Origin of the sequence: Leptospira semungkisensis, assembly GCF_004770055.1 — a bacterium.
GTDB classification, from domain to species: Bacteria; Spirochaetota; Leptospiria; order Leptospirales; family Leptospiraceae; genus Leptospira_B; species Leptospira_B semungkisensis.
In genome coordinates, this window is the sequence record NZ_RQEP01000005.1 from 1534749 (window position 1) to 1551426 (window position 16678).

A 16678-nucleotide genomic window follows, 5' to 3' on the forward strand; every position below is an offset into this window, starting at 1 on the left:
TTGATTAAAATTCTAACTTCAGTTTAGGAAGCAGCTTTCTTGCAGCTTCTACTTGAGAAGGCTTCAGTCCTGTTTCCTTAAAGATGATCATTCTGAGCTTAGGATGACTTGCAAGAGAGCTCAAATTCTTGGGCATAGATTCTATCTTTCTGTTTCTCGCCAGATCTAAAACTTCTAGATGAGTGATCTTAAGAACAGTGTCCACGTCCGCTTCGTTGAATATGATCTTGTTCGAATCCAAGTAAACAGCTTCTATAGGAGTGCCTATCAATTGCAGAGGGATCGTCTCGAAATCGTTATTCCCCGCAAAGAAAAACTTCAGCTTGGGAAGTTTTTGGAAGGAATCTGGAAGTTTATCAATATCATTCCCGTAAATATTCAAATATTCTAAACTACTCCAATCTCCGGTATTTTCCGGAAGAGAAGTAAGTTCGTTCATTCTGAGATCCAGCCATTTCAGATTCGGGAATGTAAATAGAACCGGAGGAATCTGGCCCATCTTTCCGAGGCCAAGATCTAGCTTATCTATAATAGAAGGATTTTTGGCCGCGGTTTCTAAGATCTCCTGAGGAGATCTTCTGCAATCCGCAGAGAATACATAGGCAAGAATGAGTAGGGGGAATAGCTGCTTTTTATTGAACATTATTTGAATACTTCCCTAAGTCCTAATTCGTAAGGTTCGCGCAATTGTGACTCGTTCAATTGGATCGCATAATCTTGGATGGATAGCTCAGGAGTTTCCTCTACGCTTCCTATAGAATGGAATTCTAATCCTTTAGATTTTACGAAATTACGAATGCTTTCTTCATTCTTAGACTCATAGCCGATTAAAACGCTCGCGGAGCTTTCTCCAAAAAGAGTCAGGTCTTTTCTGGATTGGCGGATCGAGTTCAAGTTTGCTTTGATCCCGAAGCCTGAGAGAAGAACTAACTTTGCGAGTGCTAAGGCAATTCCTCCTAAGGATAAGTCTTTTGCGAAGGAGAGCTCTCCTTTCTTTCTGAGAGAAACCAATGTTTCTAATAATGACTTTTCGTCGGAGAGTTCGAATTTAGGGATCTCACCTTGAACCGTTCCTAAGAACAATTTCTGGTATTCGCTTCCGCCTAAGCTTGGCTGGAATTTTCCGATGAGGGCTAATTTTAATCCTGCTTTTTTAGGAGCGGCCCAAACTGCATCCTTTTGGTTCTCCAATATTCCGACCATGCCTATGGTAGGAGTGGGGAAGATCGGTCCTTCTGGAGATTCGTTGTAGAAGGAAACATTTCCTCCTGTTACCGGTAATCCTAGATATCTGCAAGCATCTCCCATTCCTCGTACACATTCAGAAAACATATAATAGTTTTCTGGAATATACGGATTGGCAAAGTTCAGATTGTTTGTGACTCCTAACGGCTCTGCTCCAGTCACTGCCACATTTCTCGCAGCCTCACAAACCGCAAATGCAGCGCCTTTATAAGGATCCAGATAGGTGAACCTGGAATTGCAATCGGTTGCGGTGGCCAAGGCCATATTCGTATTCGGAATAGCGGAAAGACCTCCGTCTGCTCCAGGTCCGATCAGTTTAACGAGACCAACTTCGGTATCGTACTGCTCTATGATAGGTCTGCGAGAAGATATATTCCAAGAATTTAATAGTTTTAAGAGGGTAGGAGTCAGTTTTCCTTCTTCCAGATCGGGAGAAGAATCCAAGGTCCATTTGCTTACCTTATCCAAATATTCAGGTCGCTTTGTATCTCTTACATAGCGAGGGGCTCCCCCACCGAGGACTAAGCACTCTGCAGGGATTTTTGCCTTCAAGTTCCCATCTTTATAAACTTCTAATAGACCTGTGTCCGTGACCTCTCCGATCTGGACCGCATTTAGATTCCATTTTTTGAATATAGAAATTAACTCTTCTTCTTTCCCTTTTTGAGGAATTACGAGCATTCTTTCTTGGCTTTCGGAGAGCATTGCTTCATAAGCATTCATTCCGGTTTCGCGGAAAGGAACCAGATCCAAGTTGATCTTCATTCCTGTATTTCCCTTCGCGCTCATCTCGGAAGTTGCACAGGAAATTCCTGCTGCGCCCATGTCCTGGATCCCAACCAACAGCTTTTTTTGAATAGCTTCGAGAGAAGCTTCCATTAGAAGTTTTTCCATGAATGGATCGCCCACTTGCACGGCGGAACGTTTGGACTCGGATTCTTTTGTTAGGTCCTTGGATGCGAAAGAAGCTCCATGGATTCCATCTCTTCCTGTAGTAGATCCTACGATAAAGACAGAGTTACCTACCTTTCCTCCAGTGGTCGCGCTTGCCATCTGATCATGTTGTACGATCCCTACGGTCATTGCATTTACGAGAGGGTTCTTAGAGAAACATTCGTCTATGAATAGTTCTCCTCCTGAGACTGCGATCCCTAGAGAGTTACCGTAATCTCCGATCCCTTTTACTGCTCGGGATAATAAGTATTTATTGCGAGGCTCGTCCGGATTCCCAAAGCGAAGAGAGTTCAAAGAGACAATTGGTCTTGCTCCCATGGTGAATATATCTCTCATGATCCCGCCCACTCCAGTGGCTGCGCCTTGGTAAGGCTCAACTGCGGTAGGGTGGTTATGGCTTTCTATTTTGAAGACAACTGCGAGCCCTTGGCCTATGTCCATAGCGCCTGCATTCTCTTCGCCCGCTTGGGCCAGAAGCTTGTCCGATTTTGTAGGAAGAGTTTTTAATTGAAGAATAGAATTCTTGTACGAGCAATGTTCCGACCACATTGCGGAGAAGATCCCGAGTTCGGTGGAGTTAGGAACCCGGTCTAGAATTTCCTGGATTTTGGTAAATTCTTCTGACGTGAGTCCGTGTTCGAGTGCATCTTGGAGGGAAACGGATTCTTTTTCCATTACGGGACCAGTTTTTCTCGCTTAGGCCCCACTGAAAACTATTTTAGGGAGAAGAGAACCCTTATAGCAAGGATTCGACATGCTGGATCTGACCGGAAAATGTCCGCTTTCCGATCAGATCAGCCTGATATGCATCAACCGAGTAACTTGTAGATCGCCATGTAGAATGGGACCGCTCCAAAAATGGCACCAATGATCCATTTTGTTTGGCTATGGATCGCACCATGTATTTCGGAGATTTCCTTTCTGACTTTGCCCACTTCTTCCAATATTCTTCGTTCGAATTTTTCTAACAATAATTCTGTCATAGTCTTGTTTTCAAACCTCTCCATTTTTTGTACATACTCTTCGAGATCTTCTGTAGCTTCCTGTCCAAGTATTTCCCGGAGCTTTTTGGAAGGTCTCGGTATCAATTCTAATCCCATTTTATTCTCCCTTCTGGTTCGTATTCAAGCTTTTCAGGTATTCACCCCATCACTTTGCTCCTATTTTTTTCCATTTTAGAATAAAATATTATTCTAATGTGAATCTATATTTCGCGGAATATTTGTTCCAAAAAATTTTCTGAAAGGAAAATTGTTTTCTGAAATTTTTACCTTTGAGCAAGGCGTGTTTGGAGAAGGTAGATCGATAAAAAGAAGAGAAAGATTATTTTGAAAAGAAAAAGATGAGAAAGAAGAAGTTCCAGGGCGGCATGCGCCTGGATAACTTCTCCCATAAATTCAAATATTATAATAGTTCCTTCTATAATACAAAAGAGGTCTTTTAGAATCGTCAGAGCTTGCGTGCATCACTCTTCCGATCACTACGGTATGATCTCCTCCGTCTACTTGCTTTTCTAATTGGCATTCGATTCGAGAAAGACTTCCTTTCAGATAGGGAACTCCGTTATGACCTAGATCGCAGCTTAGCTTTTGAATGAGCTCATGCTTGTCTATTTTTCCGGAAGCGAATTGGTTGGAGAGATCTTCTTGTTCTCCGGACAGAATATTCACAGTGAATTGTCCTGAAGCAAGAAGAGGGTCGTGGCTGGAAATATTCTTTTGCAAACTAAATAGAACAAGAGGAGGATCCAAGGAAAGAGCACTGAAGCTGCTCACAGTCAACCCTCCCGATCTTGTAGTATCAGAGTAAGTCACAACCGTAACACCGGAAGCAAAATGAGAGAGTGCGTTTTTAAATTCGTCAGGGCTCAAGGACATAAGGAGTAGATAGTTCTTGGACAGGATTTGTAAAGAGGAATTGAAAGAATTTTTCCGATTTTACAAATCCTTCTACTTAAAGTGCACTTAAGCTTTCGCGATATCTGCCCAAGGTTTTTCTTTTTCCAATTGTCCTGCCAAACGGAAGAGAATATCTTCTCTCGCTCTCTTTGCAGTGAAAAGCATTCCGATCGGTAGACCGAGTTTCGTTCTGGAAAGAGGAACCGACATGGAAGGCTGTCCTGTTAAATTCGCCAATTGAGTGAATGGTGTTCTTGCTAGGTTTTTTTCGACCAGTTGATCCACCATTCCGGTAGCTAAAAGCAATTTGCCAGTCCCAAGTCTGCCTATGATCTGCATTGCGATTTCTTCATATAGTTTGGGAGCGAGCTCTCCTATCTTCGCAGGAGGCTCTGCAGTTGTCGGAGTCAGATATAGATCATAAGATCCTAAGAAGTCCTCAGAGATGTATGCGGCCTCATCCCAGAATCGGATGGTGGAAACGAATTCTCCCGCACTAACAGATTTTCCTAATAATCCAAGGATCCAGCTAGTGGATTCCACATCACTCATCTTTGCCTTTCTGCCTAAGATCTTATCGAATTTGGCAATATCCGCTGCGACCTCGCCGAAATACATAGTTACGTATGCTTTTGCCAGTCTCTTTCCGTCTATATTCGGTGAAGCTTCTTCTAATTTATGCCCTAGGGATTTGAGAAGCTTTACTGTGTCGTGTAACGCATCGATATGATCTTGATTTACTGGAGTGCCTATCGGAGAAGTGAATGAATAAGCGATCTTTAATTTTCCGGGAGATTTCTTAATTTCGGAAAGATAAGAACCTTTATGTTTTTCTAAATGAAATGCTTCGGAGACACTAGTACCTGCGACTAGATCTAAGACTGCTGCGCTATCTCGGACCGTTTTTGTGAGAACATGATCCACTGAGGCGCCTTGCCAAACTCTACCTAAAGGATGAACTGGGACAATCCCTCGGCTAGGCTTCAAACCGAATAATCCGCAGTACGCAGCTGGGATTCGAATGGATCCTCCTCCATCGGAGCCTGTTGCAATCGTGCTCATTCCGGATGCAACTGCCGCAGCAGATCCTCCACTCGATCCACCTGGAGTTCTTTCCGGATCCCAAGGATTTCGAGTGGCTCCATGAGCCTTTGGTTCAGTGATTCCCATCAATGCGAATTCGGGAACATTCGTAGTACCTATAAAAAGAAATCCTGCCTTTCTGAGCCTGGAAACAAATTCACTATCCTTGGGAGCAATATAATTGAGGAGTGCCTTGGAACCGGAAGTGATCCTTTGTCCTTCTACTTCGTGTAACAAATCTTTGATTAAAAGAGGAACTCCGTAAAAAGGTCCCTTTGGAATTTTACCAGATCGTAATTGTTCTCTCGCCTTATCTAAGGTTTTTAGAACGACTGCATTTAGATCCGGATTGAACCTGTTAATCTTTGCTTCAGAAAAATCTAATAATTCTTTTGGTTGGATCTTCTTCTTTCTGACCAATTCGGAGAGTCCGATCGTATCGAAGGAATCGAAGGAATGTTTTAAAGGGGTCATAATTACCACCAGATATGAGTCTAATTGAGTTTAGGACCGGGTCGAAAGCCCAATCCCTAGGTTGAATTCCATTATAATGGGAACTATTCCACGTTTGAATGACTCTAAGGGACAGAGGCATAAACCGAGATCCGCTTGGGTCAAGGATAATCCCTTTGCCTGGGGAATTTTCATTTATAGAATCCAGGGGAAAATCAATATGGGCCTTATTGGTGCGTTCGGATGAATTCATATATAAAAAAATACAAACTCGGCTGGAGAGCCGGGCTGATTCTGGTTTTCAGTCTGAGCCTTTCTGTTCTCTCTGCCACCACGGAACTTGATCGTCAGTTCCTCGCCTCCGTAAAAGAGGGAGACCTGAAAAAGGTTGAGACACTACTCACTCAAGGGGCCGGCATAGATGCCAAAGACGACGAAGGTCGTACTGCTCTCATGCTTGCCGAAGGCGAAGATGTAGTAGAGTTCTTGATCAAGCACGGTGCGAATATCAACGCACAGGATGCGGATGGAAATTCAGTACTATTCTACAGATTGATCCCGGTTTTAAAAGTCAAGATCCCTGACATGGACGATCTAGCTGAGGCAAAACGTCTGATCGAATCCGGAGCTCTAGTAGAGTACATGGCCAGAAAGGGAGAAGATGCTCATCCGGTTTCTCTACTGAATATGGCCATTCGACACCAGTCTCTTTCTCTTGTGAAATTTCTGATCGAGAACGGAGCCAATCCGAATCATGATCCAGGTGGAGTCGAAGAATATCCTCTCTTTCTCGCAGTAGGCGGAGCTTCTGCACCTGCTAGTTTGCCGATCACAGAGTTTTTGTTGGCGAATGGTTCCAAAGCAGTCTTCACGAGTCGTCTCAAAGATGTTTCCACTCCTGTGGGAACAAAGCAAGTGGGAGCAAGAAACGCATTTCATTTTGCGACCGAATCCACTCAGACTGACGGAAAGATCTATGATGTTCTCGCAAAAGCAGGAACGAATATCAATCATCGAGATGCAGAAGGAAGAACTCCTCTCATGGAAGCTGCTCAAAGAAAGAACACTTCTGCAGCTTTGAAACTTCTTCAGCTCGGAGCGGATACTTCTGTAACGGATAACCAGTCAAAGACAGCCTTAGATCTGGCAAAAGAATATCATCTTGATGAATTAGAGCGAGTTTTGACAGAAAAACTTTCCGCAAAACCTCAGTGACTTAAACTCTTTAGTATACAGTTTTTGTATACTAACCTAATTTTCCACTATCTCATCTTTTTTCTTATTTCCTTTAACAGTTGTAAGGTTGTCACGGAGATAGGTCGTCATATTAACGCTATATAGGCGAAAATAGCGTACATGCGATTTTCTTTTCCGGATAGATTAAAATTTCCTTCCGAAGATTCGGGTTTAAGATCTAAGGGCAAGGCCTTAGGTCAATTCTTCACGCCTAGACCTCTTGCAAGACCAATGTTAGATTGGATTTCAGAAGAAGATCGTCTCTCTGATAAATGCAAAATCAAGATCTTAGATCCAGGAGCAGGCAAGGGAATCTTCTTAGAAGAATTTCATCGCTTATTTCCCGACGTGCATTCACAATTTTTCGGATGGGAGATTGATCCAGAGCTCTACGAAGAGTGCTCAAAAAATTTACAAGCCTCCGGGATTTCTGCCGAGGATCTATTTCTCTTTAGAGAAGACTTTCTTCATGCGGAGCCTAAGGAGCTATTCGATGTAATCCTATGCAATCCTCCCTACCTTCGATTGAGTCATTCTAAACTTGGGAAGAAACTTATTGAGGGATTTGAAGAGCAGATAAAAGCGGAGATTCCTGGGACTGCGAATCTGTACGTATTCTTCTTACTTCGTATACTAAAACTCTTAAGTCCGGGTGGAAGAGCTTCTGTTCTTGTTCCTTACGAATTCTTGAATGCAGGATACGGAGTTCCGATCAAGAAAGCGATTATAGAATCCGGCTTCTTACGCCGTATACTAATCTTAGATTCTTCTTGGTCCTTATTCTCAGGCGCAGTTACTTCTTCCTGTATACTGTTTCTTGAGAATTCAGTTCATCAAGAGGAAGGATTTCTCTGGTCAAGAGCCGAGGCTTCCTTTAATGAAAAAGAAAGTATTCGACTAACCGATCTAAAATGGAAGAAGATCAAGCTCCGAGCGGAGACGAAGTGGACCAGGCTTTTGCAAGAAGTAGGGTGCGAACCTGAAAATATAAAAAATGATGATAAAAATTCAACTAACAATAATTATGTGACTATGTCCAAAGGATCGCGTCCCGGCTGGGTCCCCATAAAAGAGTTCGGAAGTTTCAGAAGGGGAATCGCGACCGGAGACAACGGGTACTTCCTCCTCTCCGAAAAAGATGTAACCAACCTTTCTATCCCTCATTCTTTTCTTAGATCTTCCATTCCAAAAGCGCAATATGCTCTTTCTCCTTTCTTTACCGGGGATGATTGGGACATTTTGAAATCCCAAGGCGCAAAAGTATGGCTTTTGGACGCGAAGGAAGTTCCTAAAGAGGATCATTTAGACGGAATCAATCGATATTTAGAAGAAGGGATCAAGAGAGGAGTGCCTACTCGTTTTCTTCCTTCTAAGAGAAAGCCTTGGCATTCTCAGGAAAATCGAGGACCATGCAGGATACTTGCCACATCTTTTCATAGAGAAGAGGTTCGGTTCGTATTCAACCAAAGTCCTGCGGTCCATCTTACCTGCTTTCATGGATTTTCAGCCAAGCCGGAGTATTCTCACTTCGAAGAATTCTTGTTTGCCTATTTGATTACCCCTCATGTCAGAAAGGAATTGGAATCCAGAACAAGGGAATATGCGCAAGGCTTACGAAAGGTGGAGCCTGGAGATCTGAATTCTCTCATCGTACCTGATTTCAGAAAGTTGAAAGAATCCGAAAAAGAAAAGATAGAGAGACTCTTGCTGAATTATAGGATGATGATCCGCCCCTGGACTCCCGGAAGAAGGCAAAAAGGGGAGAAAGGAATAAAAAATCCCGAAGAAGAAGCGACTCTAAAGAAAATAGAGCAGGAATTCTTCCTCGGGATCTAAATTGAGCTATTTTAAGTTTTTGTAAAGCTTATCCAAAAGACGGACCAAGTCCTTTTTTTCTATTTCAGAAAATCCTTTGTATAGACCTGCCAGCAAAGATCTGGAGATCCCTAACATTACCGGGCGTATCGAGTAAGCCTTGCGGGTCAGCTGGAGATTTACGATCCTTTGGTCTTGCGCGTCTTTGACTCTTTCCACATAACCAAGATCTTGGAGTTTGTCGACAAGGGCAGTCAGAGTAGACTTATCCCGATCGATCATTCTCGCGATCTCCTGCATGGGGACTTTTTTGGACATTGCCAGAGCGAAGAGGATATCGGCGTGAGTGGTCGTGAGTTGACCTAGGCCTTTATCTTTTAACTCCGAGTTGAGTCTTCTGTGAAATTCATCTCTAATTCTAGATATAAGATATATTATTGTACGAGGATTCATGATTACCTACTTTTATTCGCCGATTAAGCGAATTGGTACAAATAGATAACTTCTCCCACGGCCGCAGCCTTAGGAGCACCCACTACCTCGAAGCTCAATTTTAGGGTCATTCTTGCAGTACCCTTTAGATCCTTGAGTTCCACTAGCTCTGCCTTTAGTTGGAGCTTTGAGCCTACTTTGACAGGATCTAGGAAACGGAGTTTTTCCATTCCGTAGTTGATTCCCATCTTAATATTGTTTAGCTCTAGTATCTGGCTGAGCAGATAAGGTGCGAGAGATAAGGTCAAATATCCGTGTGCAATCGTTGTTCCGAAGGGAGATTCTTTGGCTGCTCTAGCAGGATCTGTATGGATCCATTGGTGATCTAGAGTTGCTTCTGCAAATTTATCGATCTGAGCCTGAGTGATTTCATGGGGCTCGGAGACTCCCAACACTTTTCCTTCATGCGCTTGTAGTTCCGCAAAACTGGAGATAACTAGTTTAGGCATTATGATTCTTCCCTTCCGGATGGCCGGATTTCTGTATAGTTTTAGAGTAACCGGTTAAATAGTTTTGTCACCAACTTTTTGGTAAAAAGTAGAACGACTGTTCTGTTCGCCGGCAAAATTAATTCGCATTCGGATATTTCAAAAGAGATATCCTTGTTTTTTCGCTTTGCTATTAATTAGTAATACATACGAACAATCTAAAGCTTGCTCGTTTTATTTTACAAAAATATAAAGTCCTTAGTTTGTTTTTCACGAAAAGTAAAAAATAAAAATTATGACTGAATGTTACTTTATGAAAAGTTAACATAGTTTCTGCGCATAAGAATAGTTTTGTGCAAGGTTTAGAACGTTCGTTCTGTTTTTAATATACGTTCATTCCCTTTTTTAAAAACTTTGTTGAAATAGAATCTCATTTTAAAAAACGAAGCGGGCATTCCCCTTCTTCGCTTTTCAGATTTCAAAAGAGGGAAAAGTTTCAAGATCCGAGAAAAAATCCAAAATAGAAAATAATAGAATCTGGTCTTCCTCTCGTGTAAAAGGGCAGCGTTTGGGATTTTAGATTGACATAGTCCCCTGTGCGGGTTTCGATAGAAGTCAGATATGGGAAGTTCGCCAGAGCATCTAGGCCCCCTTCTGATTCAATTCCTACTGGGAGTAGGTTTCTCTGCTCTCATACTCGGTCTTGCCTTTCTTCTAAATCCGAAAAAACGATCCAAATCACATGACACCTTCGAGTGCGGAGTGCCGTATTACGGGGATGCCAAAGGACTTTTTAATATAAAGTTCTACTTGGTTGCGGTGCTTTTCATACTTTTCGATATCGAAGCCATTTTTCTTTTTCCATACGCGGTGAATTTGAGATCCTTTAAGGAAGCAGGGCTCGGGAGTTTTCTTCTCATCGAGATGTTTGTCTTCTTATTCACCCTGATTGTGGGATTGTATTATATTCGGAAGAAGGGAGCATTGGAATGGGATTAAACGAACAACTCAGCCAACCTGGGACCTCCTATGGAGATTCCTTCCAAATTGCGAGCGTAGAGTCCGTAGTCAATTGGGGCAGGAGCTTTTCTCTCTGGCCGTATCCTTTCGCGACAGCATGTTGCGGGATAGAATACATGAGTACTTCTTGTGCGGACTATGATATCGCGAGGTTCGGAGCAGAAAGACCTTCTTTCTCTCCTAGACAGGCAGATATGATCCTGGTGCTCGGGACCATTACGTATAAAATGGCTCCAGTTCTGAGAGAGATCTATGACCAACTCTCGGAACCAAAGTTTGTGATTAGCTACGGAGCTTGCGCTTCTTCAGGGGGAATGTTTCACGCGTACTCGGTTTTGCAAGGGATCGATAGAATCCTTCCTGTGGATCTGTATGTTCCAGGCTGTCCTCCTAGACCGGAAGCATTGTTAGATGCAGTGGTCAAACTCCAAGAAAAAGTAAAAACCCAGGGCTTGGAAGCCAGAAGGCAAGAAGTCATGGATAAGATCCGGGAAATGAACGAAAGAAACAAACCCCTGGTCGTCAGATGAAAGAAACAATCCAGAGTTTCCTTAAAGACAAGTTTCCTCATTTTATCTCAAAGGAAGAAGAGCTCCATTCCAATCTTCCTACTTTCTTCTTGAAACCGGAAGGGATCGTTCCAGTTCTCTCCGCTTTGAAAACTGCTCCCGGCATTGAACTGAATTATCTTAACGACCTGACCGCTATCGATTGGTTGGGAAAGAAGACTCCTCGTTTCGAGGTATGTTATCTTCTCCGCTCCGGAAACAAATCCTCTACAAAAGTGCAGTTCAGAGTTAGGCTCGAAGACGGAGAGGAAGTTCCAAGCATTCTCAGTATTTTTAAAGGCGCAAACTGGCCGGAAAGAGAGGTATATGATCTATTCGGGATCCGTTTTACAGGACATCCTAGAATGGATCGTTTGATCATGCCGGATAATTTCCAAGGCCATCCATTACGAAAAGATTATCCTTTAGAAGGTTTCGGTCAGGACTATCTGGTCGAGGATCTTCTTACCATCCATTTGAAGGAAGACATGGAGGGGCAACCATGACGGCTATGTACGAGAAAACGGCTGAGCATTTCAGCCTCAAGCAGAGACAATTGCCGGAAGGCCATCTGCTTGTGAATTTGGGTCCTTCTCACCCTTCTACTCATGGAATCTTGCAGAATGTGATCCAGCTCGATGGAGAGAGAGTGGTCGAAGCCGAATCAGTTATCGGATATGTGCATCGTAGCTTCGAAAAATTAGGAGAACGTTATACTTATAATCAGTTCCTAGTTTGCACGGACCGGATGAATTACGTATCCACTCCTTTGAATAATATCGGTTGGATCCTTGCTGTAGAAAAAATGCTAGGCATAGAAGTTCCCGACAAGGTGACTTACGTGAGAATGATCGTATCCGAACTTTCTCGCACCATGGACCATATTATTTGTAACGGGATCCTGGGAGTGGACCTGGGAGCATTCTCCGGGATGCTGCATTTATTCCATCATAGAGAGAATATCTACCAAGTTCTGGAAAAGCTAACCGGCGCCAGACTAACTACTACCTTCTGTCGTGTGGGTGGTTTAGAAAAAGATATTTATCCTGAATTCGAGAAGGATGTGAAAACCATCATCAAAGGACTTCGTCCTGCGATCGAAGAATTCCAAGACTTACTCGTGAATAATAGAATCTTTATGGATCGCACGGACGGGATCGGTGGGATCTCTGCAGAAGATGCTATCGCTTACGGTTATTCTGGTCCGAACCTGAGGGCCGCAGGAGTTCCTTGGGACATTCGCAAGGATGATCCGTATATGTTCTATGACAAGGTGGACTTTGATGTACCTGTTGGAGAGGACGGTTCCGTTCTACACAGGACTCTTGTTCGTATGGAAGAGATGAGACAATCTCTTCGTATCGTTGAGCAGCTTATTAATGGACTTCCATCAGGCGCTCATCATGCGGACATTCCTCATATCTATCTGCCTGAAAAATCCAAAGTGTATCATAATATGGAAGAGTTGATCTACCATTTCAAACTCATCATGCACGGGATCAAAGTTCCTCCGGGCGAATACTATATGGCAACCGAGGCAGCAAACGGCGAGCTTGGATTCTATATCGTTTCCGAAGGGGAGAAGTCTCCTTGGAGAGTGCATGTGCGCAGGCCTTGTTTCTGGTTCTATCAATCTTTTCCTGAATTAGTTAAGGGTTCTCTTCTTGCGGATACGGTTGCGACCATGAGTTCCATGAATGTGATCGCAGGGGAGTTGGATTGCTGATGTCGTATCGTTTTTCTCCCGAATCCGAATCTCGTCTGAACAAACTTCTAGAAATGTTCCCTGATAAGAGAAGTGTCATTCTTCCGGGACTATATCTTCTCCAAAAAGAATTGGGATACGTGGACAGAGAAGGAATGGAAGCCTTGGCTGAAAAGATAGGCTCTCCTATTTCTCTCGCTCAAATTTACGGGGTAGCTACCTTCTATACTCTCTATAATAAAAAACCGGTGGGCAAATTCCATATCCAGATCTGTGGCACTTCTAGTTGCTATATGAGAGGAAATGATAAGCTCGAAAAACATCTCTGCTCCAAGCTCGGGATAGAGACCGGCGGGACGACTCCAGATAAAAAATTCACTTTAGAAGAAGTAGAATGTCTGGGCGCATGTGGATACGCTCCCATGGTGCAGATCAACGAAACATATTACGAAAATTTAACGTTCGAAAAGATGGATCAGATCCTGAAAGATCTGAATTAGGAGGAATACGATGGCCGAAATGAAAATCCTCACCAAATATATAGACGATCCTCGCTCGAACGAACTGGAATTCTACGAATCAGTTCACGGATACGACGGGATGAAGAAAGCCCTGCAAATGGCTCCCGAAGAGATCGTGGATGTGGTCAAGAAATCAGGATTGAGGGGAAGGGGAGGCGCAGGCTTTCCTACTGGCTTAAAATGGTCCTTTATTCCCAAAGATATCCCTAAACCGAAATATTTGATCTGCAATGCGGACGAGGGCGAGCCAGGTACATTCAAAGATCGTAAACTGATCGAGAATCTTCCCCACCAGATTATTGAGGGAATGATCATAGGCGCCAAAGCGATCGGCGCGAACAAAGGTTTCTTTTATATTCGAGGTGAATTCAATAAAGGGATCGATTCTATGCAAAAGGCAATAGACGAAGCCTATGCAAAAGGATACCTCGGAAAAAATATCCAGGGCAGCGGATTCGATTTCGATCTGGTTCTATATGCAGGGGCAGGTGCCTATATCTGCGGAGAAGAGACTGCACTCATCAATTCTTTAGAAGGCAGGAGAGGTCATCCAAGACTGAAGCCTCCTTTTCCTGCGGTTTCCGGATTATATCGCTGTCCTACGGTAGTGAATAACGTGGAAACTTTTTCCACAGTTCCTCATATCATCGATAAGGGAGCAGACTGGTATTCTAAGATCGGGACCGAAAAATCTCCAGGAACCAGACTCTTTTCTGTTTCCGGTCATGTGAAACGCCCTGGAGTATATGAGATCCCACTTGGAACTCCTCTTATGGATCTGATCAACGATCTATGTGGTGGAATGTTAGATGATATGCCTTTGAAGGCAGTTATTCCGGGAGGATCTTCCGTTCCTATTCTCACTGCAGAAGAATGTAAAACTGCAAACATGGACTTCGAATCCATGGCGGCTCATAAGACGATGCTTGGTTCCGGCGCGGTGATCGTGATCGGAGAGGGCACGGATCTTGTGGAGACCACATATCGTTTTGCTAGATTCTATGCTCATGAATCCTGCGGGCAATGCACTCCTTGCAGAGAAGGTACTCATTGGGTGAGAGACTTACTGCATAAGATCAGAGAAGGAGAAGGTACCAGTGCCGATCTAGATCTGATCCTTTCCTTATCCAGGAATATGGAAGGCGGAACTACGATCTGTCCTCTTTCTGACGCTTGTGTGGGTGCGGTTCGTCCTACGATCCTAAAGTTCAAACATGAGTTCGAAGCCAGATTGAAAGATAAGTCCGCTCAACAACCAGCGGGGACCGGAGTTTAAAGAATGGATTGGCATACTGTTCTACTCTGGTTGCTCAAGAGCGTTCTATTCTTCTTTGTATTCATAACGGCTTGCGCCTATTATACATTAGCAGAACGTAAAGTAGCAGGTTATATCCAGGATAGAAAGGGCCCCAATCGTGCGGGTCCTTTCGGGCTTTTGCAACCTCTTGCGGACGGGATCAAATTCCTTACTAAGGAAGAGATCTTTCCTAAGAATGTGAATAAGGTTATGTATCTGATTGCTCCTGGGATCTCTATGACTTGTGCGATCATGGCTTGGGCCGTGGTTCCTCTCGGAGGTTCCATTGTTCTGCCTGACTGGCTTTCTAAAGAAGTCGGTTTTTCGGTCTTAGATCTTCAAATCGCAAATCCGGATACTGGGATCCTGTTCTTGTTTGCTATCTCCAGTCTTTCCGTATACGGGATCATTCTCGCAGGTTGGTCCAGTAATAACAAATATTCTTTGATAGGTGGGATCCGTTCCACAGCTCAGATGATCAGTTATGAACTTCCTTTGGGAATGTCGGTTGCGGCTATCGTGATTCTGACCGGATCTTTGAAACTTACGGATATCAACGATGCTCAAATCGGGCTCTGGAATATATTCAAGCTTCCTGGATTTATCGCATTTTCAGTGTTCGTAGTTGCCATGTTTGCGGAGACGAACAGATTGCCTTTCGACTTGGCAGAAGCCGAATCCGAACTGGTCGTCGGATTTCACACCGAGTACGGTGCCTTTAAGTTTGCCCTCTTCTTTATCGCAGAATACATGAATATGATCACTATGAGTTGCGTAGTGACCATTTTGTTTTTCGGTGGATACCATCTTCCTTTCGGTTGGTTGGCAGGTTCTCCTTGGCAGGCTTGGGCCGGTCTAGGACTCTTTATGATTAAGGTCTTATTCTTTGCATTCTTGTTCATGTGGGTAAGATGGACACTTCCTAGATTCCGTTATGATCAATTGATGACCATAGGTTGGAAGAAGATGATCCCTTGGGCGGTCGCCAATATTGTGATCGCTAGTCTTTACGTTGGATTGGACGGTTTTTGGAAATGGTAGGAGTATTCGATAATCCTCAACTTCTTCTGTTTTTTATATTCGGAGGAATTCTGATCGCAGGTGCACTCGGAGTGGTCTTTCATCCGAATCCGATCAGTTCTGCAATCCTTCTCGTGTTAACCTTCTTTGCGTTAGCCGGAATTTATGCAGTTATAGGTTCTATCTTTGTCGCAACCATGCAAGTCTTGGTTTATGCAGGCGCGATCATGGTGCTTGTGGTATTCGTTCTTATGCTTCTTTCCTTGCATGAGGAAGGGATCGCAAAGCTCTGGAATCACCCGTTTAAGAAAGCATTGGTTCTGATCGTGGTCGCTCTTTTGGGAGTAGTGTTAGTCAACTCGGTGAGGGAAGGAATTCCGAATACGGATCTTTCCCCCAAAGGTTATTCTAATTCCGGATCGTACGAATATCCTCTCACTCAATCCGTTGAAGAAGGAAAGGCTCCGGTTCTTGCAGAAGGAAATACTGCGGTAGTCGGAAGTTCCATGTTCCTGGATTACCTTTTACCGTTTGAGATCGTATCCATACTCTTGCTCGCGGCCGTACTAGGTGCGGTCATATTAGGAAAAAAGAATTTAGGCAAAAAGTCCGGAGAAGGAGACGTATGAATCCTGGAGTTCTAAAACCGATGATCGCCGGCATTCCTGTCGAATATCTGCTGATCCTTGCTTGCATCGTATTCTCCATCGGGGTCGCCGGGGTTCTTTTTAGAAGAAGCGCGGTGATCATCTTCATGTGCATAGAACTCATGTTGAACTCGGTGAATCTAGTATTCGTGGTCTTTTCCAAATCCTTGCAACAAGTGCAGGGAGAAGTGGTGGTTTTCTTCGTGATGGCGATTGCAGCAGCGGAAGCAGCGATCGGTTTGGCCTTAGTTGTTGCCATTCACAGAAAGAAGAAGACTAGTTTCGTGGACGAAATGAACTTAATGAAATGGTAATT

Annotated in this window: 18 protein-coding genes; 11 read left to right on the forward strand and 7 right to left on the reverse strand. The window is 43.7% G+C overall.

Features of this window, described 5'->3' with window-relative positions:
- Positions 1–4: 4 nt before the first annotated feature.
- From EHO59_RS07350 to EHO59_RS07370, 5 genes are all read right to left on the reverse strand, one after another.
- Complete coding sequence (locus EHO59_RS07350) at positions 5–643, reverse strand: leucine-rich repeat domain-containing protein (protein ID WP_135586195.1); 639 nt, start codon at positions 641–643, stop codon at positions 5–7.
- The gene (gene purL, locus EHO59_RS07355; protein ID WP_135586197.1) at positions 643–2874 is read right to left on the reverse strand and encodes a phosphoribosylformylglycinamidine synthase subunit PurL; all 2232 of its coding nucleotides are present in this window, start codon (positions 2872–2874) and stop codon (positions 643–645) included. The genes EHO59_RS07350 and purL overlap by 1 nt, the downstream gene beginning before the upstream one ends.
- 134 nt (positions 2875–3008) lie before the next feature.
- On the reverse strand, positions 3009–3299 hold the full coding sequence (locus EHO59_RS07360; protein ID WP_135586199.1) for an LA_3696 family protein: 291 nt from the start codon (positions 3297–3299) through the stop codon (positions 3009–3011).
- Between the two features lie 297 nt (positions 3300–3596).
- A complete protein-coding gene (locus EHO59_RS07365) occupies positions 3597–4076 on the reverse strand; it encodes a flavin reductase family protein (protein WP_135586201.1) in 480 nt (159 codons plus the stop codon).
- 87 nt (positions 4077–4163) lie between these two features.
- Positions 4164–5654 (reverse strand): amidase, encoded by a 1491-nt coding sequence (locus tag EHO59_RS07370; protein ID WP_135586203.1) that lies wholly within the window; start codon positions 5652–5654, stop codon positions 4164–4166.
- A gap of 222 nt (positions 5655–5876) precedes the next feature.
- Here EHO59_RS07370 and EHO59_RS07375 point away from each other — a divergent pair, with 222 nt between their 5' ends.
- Positions 5877–6848: an ankyrin repeat domain-containing protein gene (locus EHO59_RS07375; RefSeq protein WP_135586205.1), complete on the forward strand. Its 972-nt coding sequence runs from the start codon at positions 5877–5879 to the stop codon at positions 6846–6848.
- Between the two features lie 141 nt (positions 6849–6989).
- On the forward strand, positions 6990–8705 hold the full coding sequence (locus tag EHO59_RS07380; RefSeq protein WP_135586207.1) for an HsdM family class I SAM-dependent methyltransferase: 1716 nt from the start codon (positions 6990–6992) through the stop codon (positions 8703–8705).
- A 6-nt stretch (positions 8706–8711) separates the two neighbouring features.
- Here the strand turns inward: EHO59_RS07380 and EHO59_RS07385 are convergent, their stop codons facing one another.
- A complete protein-coding gene (locus tag EHO59_RS07385; RefSeq protein WP_135586209.1) occupies positions 8712–9137 on the reverse strand; it encodes a MarR family winged helix-turn-helix transcriptional regulator in 426 nt (141 codons plus the stop codon).
- 23 nt (positions 9138–9160) lie between these two features.
- On the reverse strand, positions 9161–9625 hold the full coding sequence (locus tag EHO59_RS07390) for a MaoC family dehydratase (RefSeq protein ID WP_135586211.1): 465 nt from the start codon (positions 9623–9625) through the stop codon (positions 9161–9163).
- A gap of 600 nt (positions 9626–10225) precedes the next feature.
- Between EHO59_RS07390 and EHO59_RS07395 the strand changes: the two genes are divergently transcribed.
- The 9 genes from EHO59_RS07395 to nuoK are packed head-to-tail and all read left to right on the forward strand — an operon-like array spanning position 10226 to position 16676.
- Complete coding sequence (locus EHO59_RS07395) at positions 10226–10603, forward strand: NADH-quinone oxidoreductase subunit A (protein WP_135586213.1); 378 nt, start codon at positions 10226–10228, stop codon at positions 10601–10603.
- Positions 10594–11154 (forward strand): NADH-quinone oxidoreductase subunit B, encoded by a 561-nt coding sequence (locus EHO59_RS07400; protein WP_135586215.1) that lies wholly within the window; start codon positions 10594–10596, stop codon positions 11152–11154. The genes EHO59_RS07395 and EHO59_RS07400 overlap by 10 nt, the downstream gene beginning before the upstream one ends.
- On the forward strand, positions 11151–11678 hold the full coding sequence (locus EHO59_RS07405) for an NADH-quinone oxidoreductase subunit C (RefSeq protein ID WP_135586217.1): 528 nt from the start codon (positions 11151–11153) through the stop codon (positions 11676–11678). The genes EHO59_RS07400 and EHO59_RS07405 overlap by 4 nt, the downstream gene beginning before the upstream one ends.
- Before the next feature lie 5 nt (positions 11679–11683).
- Positions 11684–12898 (forward strand): NADH-quinone oxidoreductase subunit D, encoded by a 1215-nt coding sequence (locus tag EHO59_RS07410; protein ID WP_135586219.1) that lies wholly within the window; start codon positions 11684–11686, stop codon positions 12896–12898.
- A complete protein-coding gene (locus tag EHO59_RS07415) occupies positions 12898–13377 on the forward strand; it encodes an NADH-quinone oxidoreductase subunit NuoE family protein (protein ID WP_135586221.1) in 480 nt (159 codons plus the stop codon). Before EHO59_RS07410 ends, EHO59_RS07415 begins: the two co-directional genes overlap by 1 nt.
- Positions 13378–13387: 10 nt before the next feature.
- The gene (gene nuoF, locus EHO59_RS07420) at positions 13388–14674 is read left to right on the forward strand and encodes an NADH-quinone oxidoreductase subunit NuoF (RefSeq protein WP_135586223.1); all 1287 of its coding nucleotides are present in this window, start codon (positions 13388–13390) and stop codon (positions 14672–14674) included.
- A gap of 3 nt (positions 14675–14677) precedes the next feature.
- Positions 14678–15736, forward strand: a complete 1059-nt coding sequence (nuoH, locus tag EHO59_RS07425; RefSeq protein WP_135586225.1) for an NADH-quinone oxidoreductase subunit NuoH — start codon at positions 14678–14680, stop codon at positions 15734–15736.
- On the forward strand, positions 15730–16344 hold the full coding sequence (locus EHO59_RS07430; protein ID WP_135586227.1) for an NADH-quinone oxidoreductase subunit J family protein: 615 nt from the start codon (positions 15730–15732) through the stop codon (positions 16342–16344). Before nuoH ends, EHO59_RS07430 begins: the two co-directional genes overlap by 7 nt.
- Complete coding sequence (gene nuoK / locus EHO59_RS07435; RefSeq protein ID WP_135586229.1) at positions 16341–16676, forward strand: NADH-quinone oxidoreductase subunit NuoK; 336 nt, start codon at positions 16341–16343, stop codon at positions 16674–16676. Before EHO59_RS07430 ends, nuoK begins: the two co-directional genes overlap by 4 nt.
- Positions 16677–16678 lie beyond the last annotated feature (2 nt).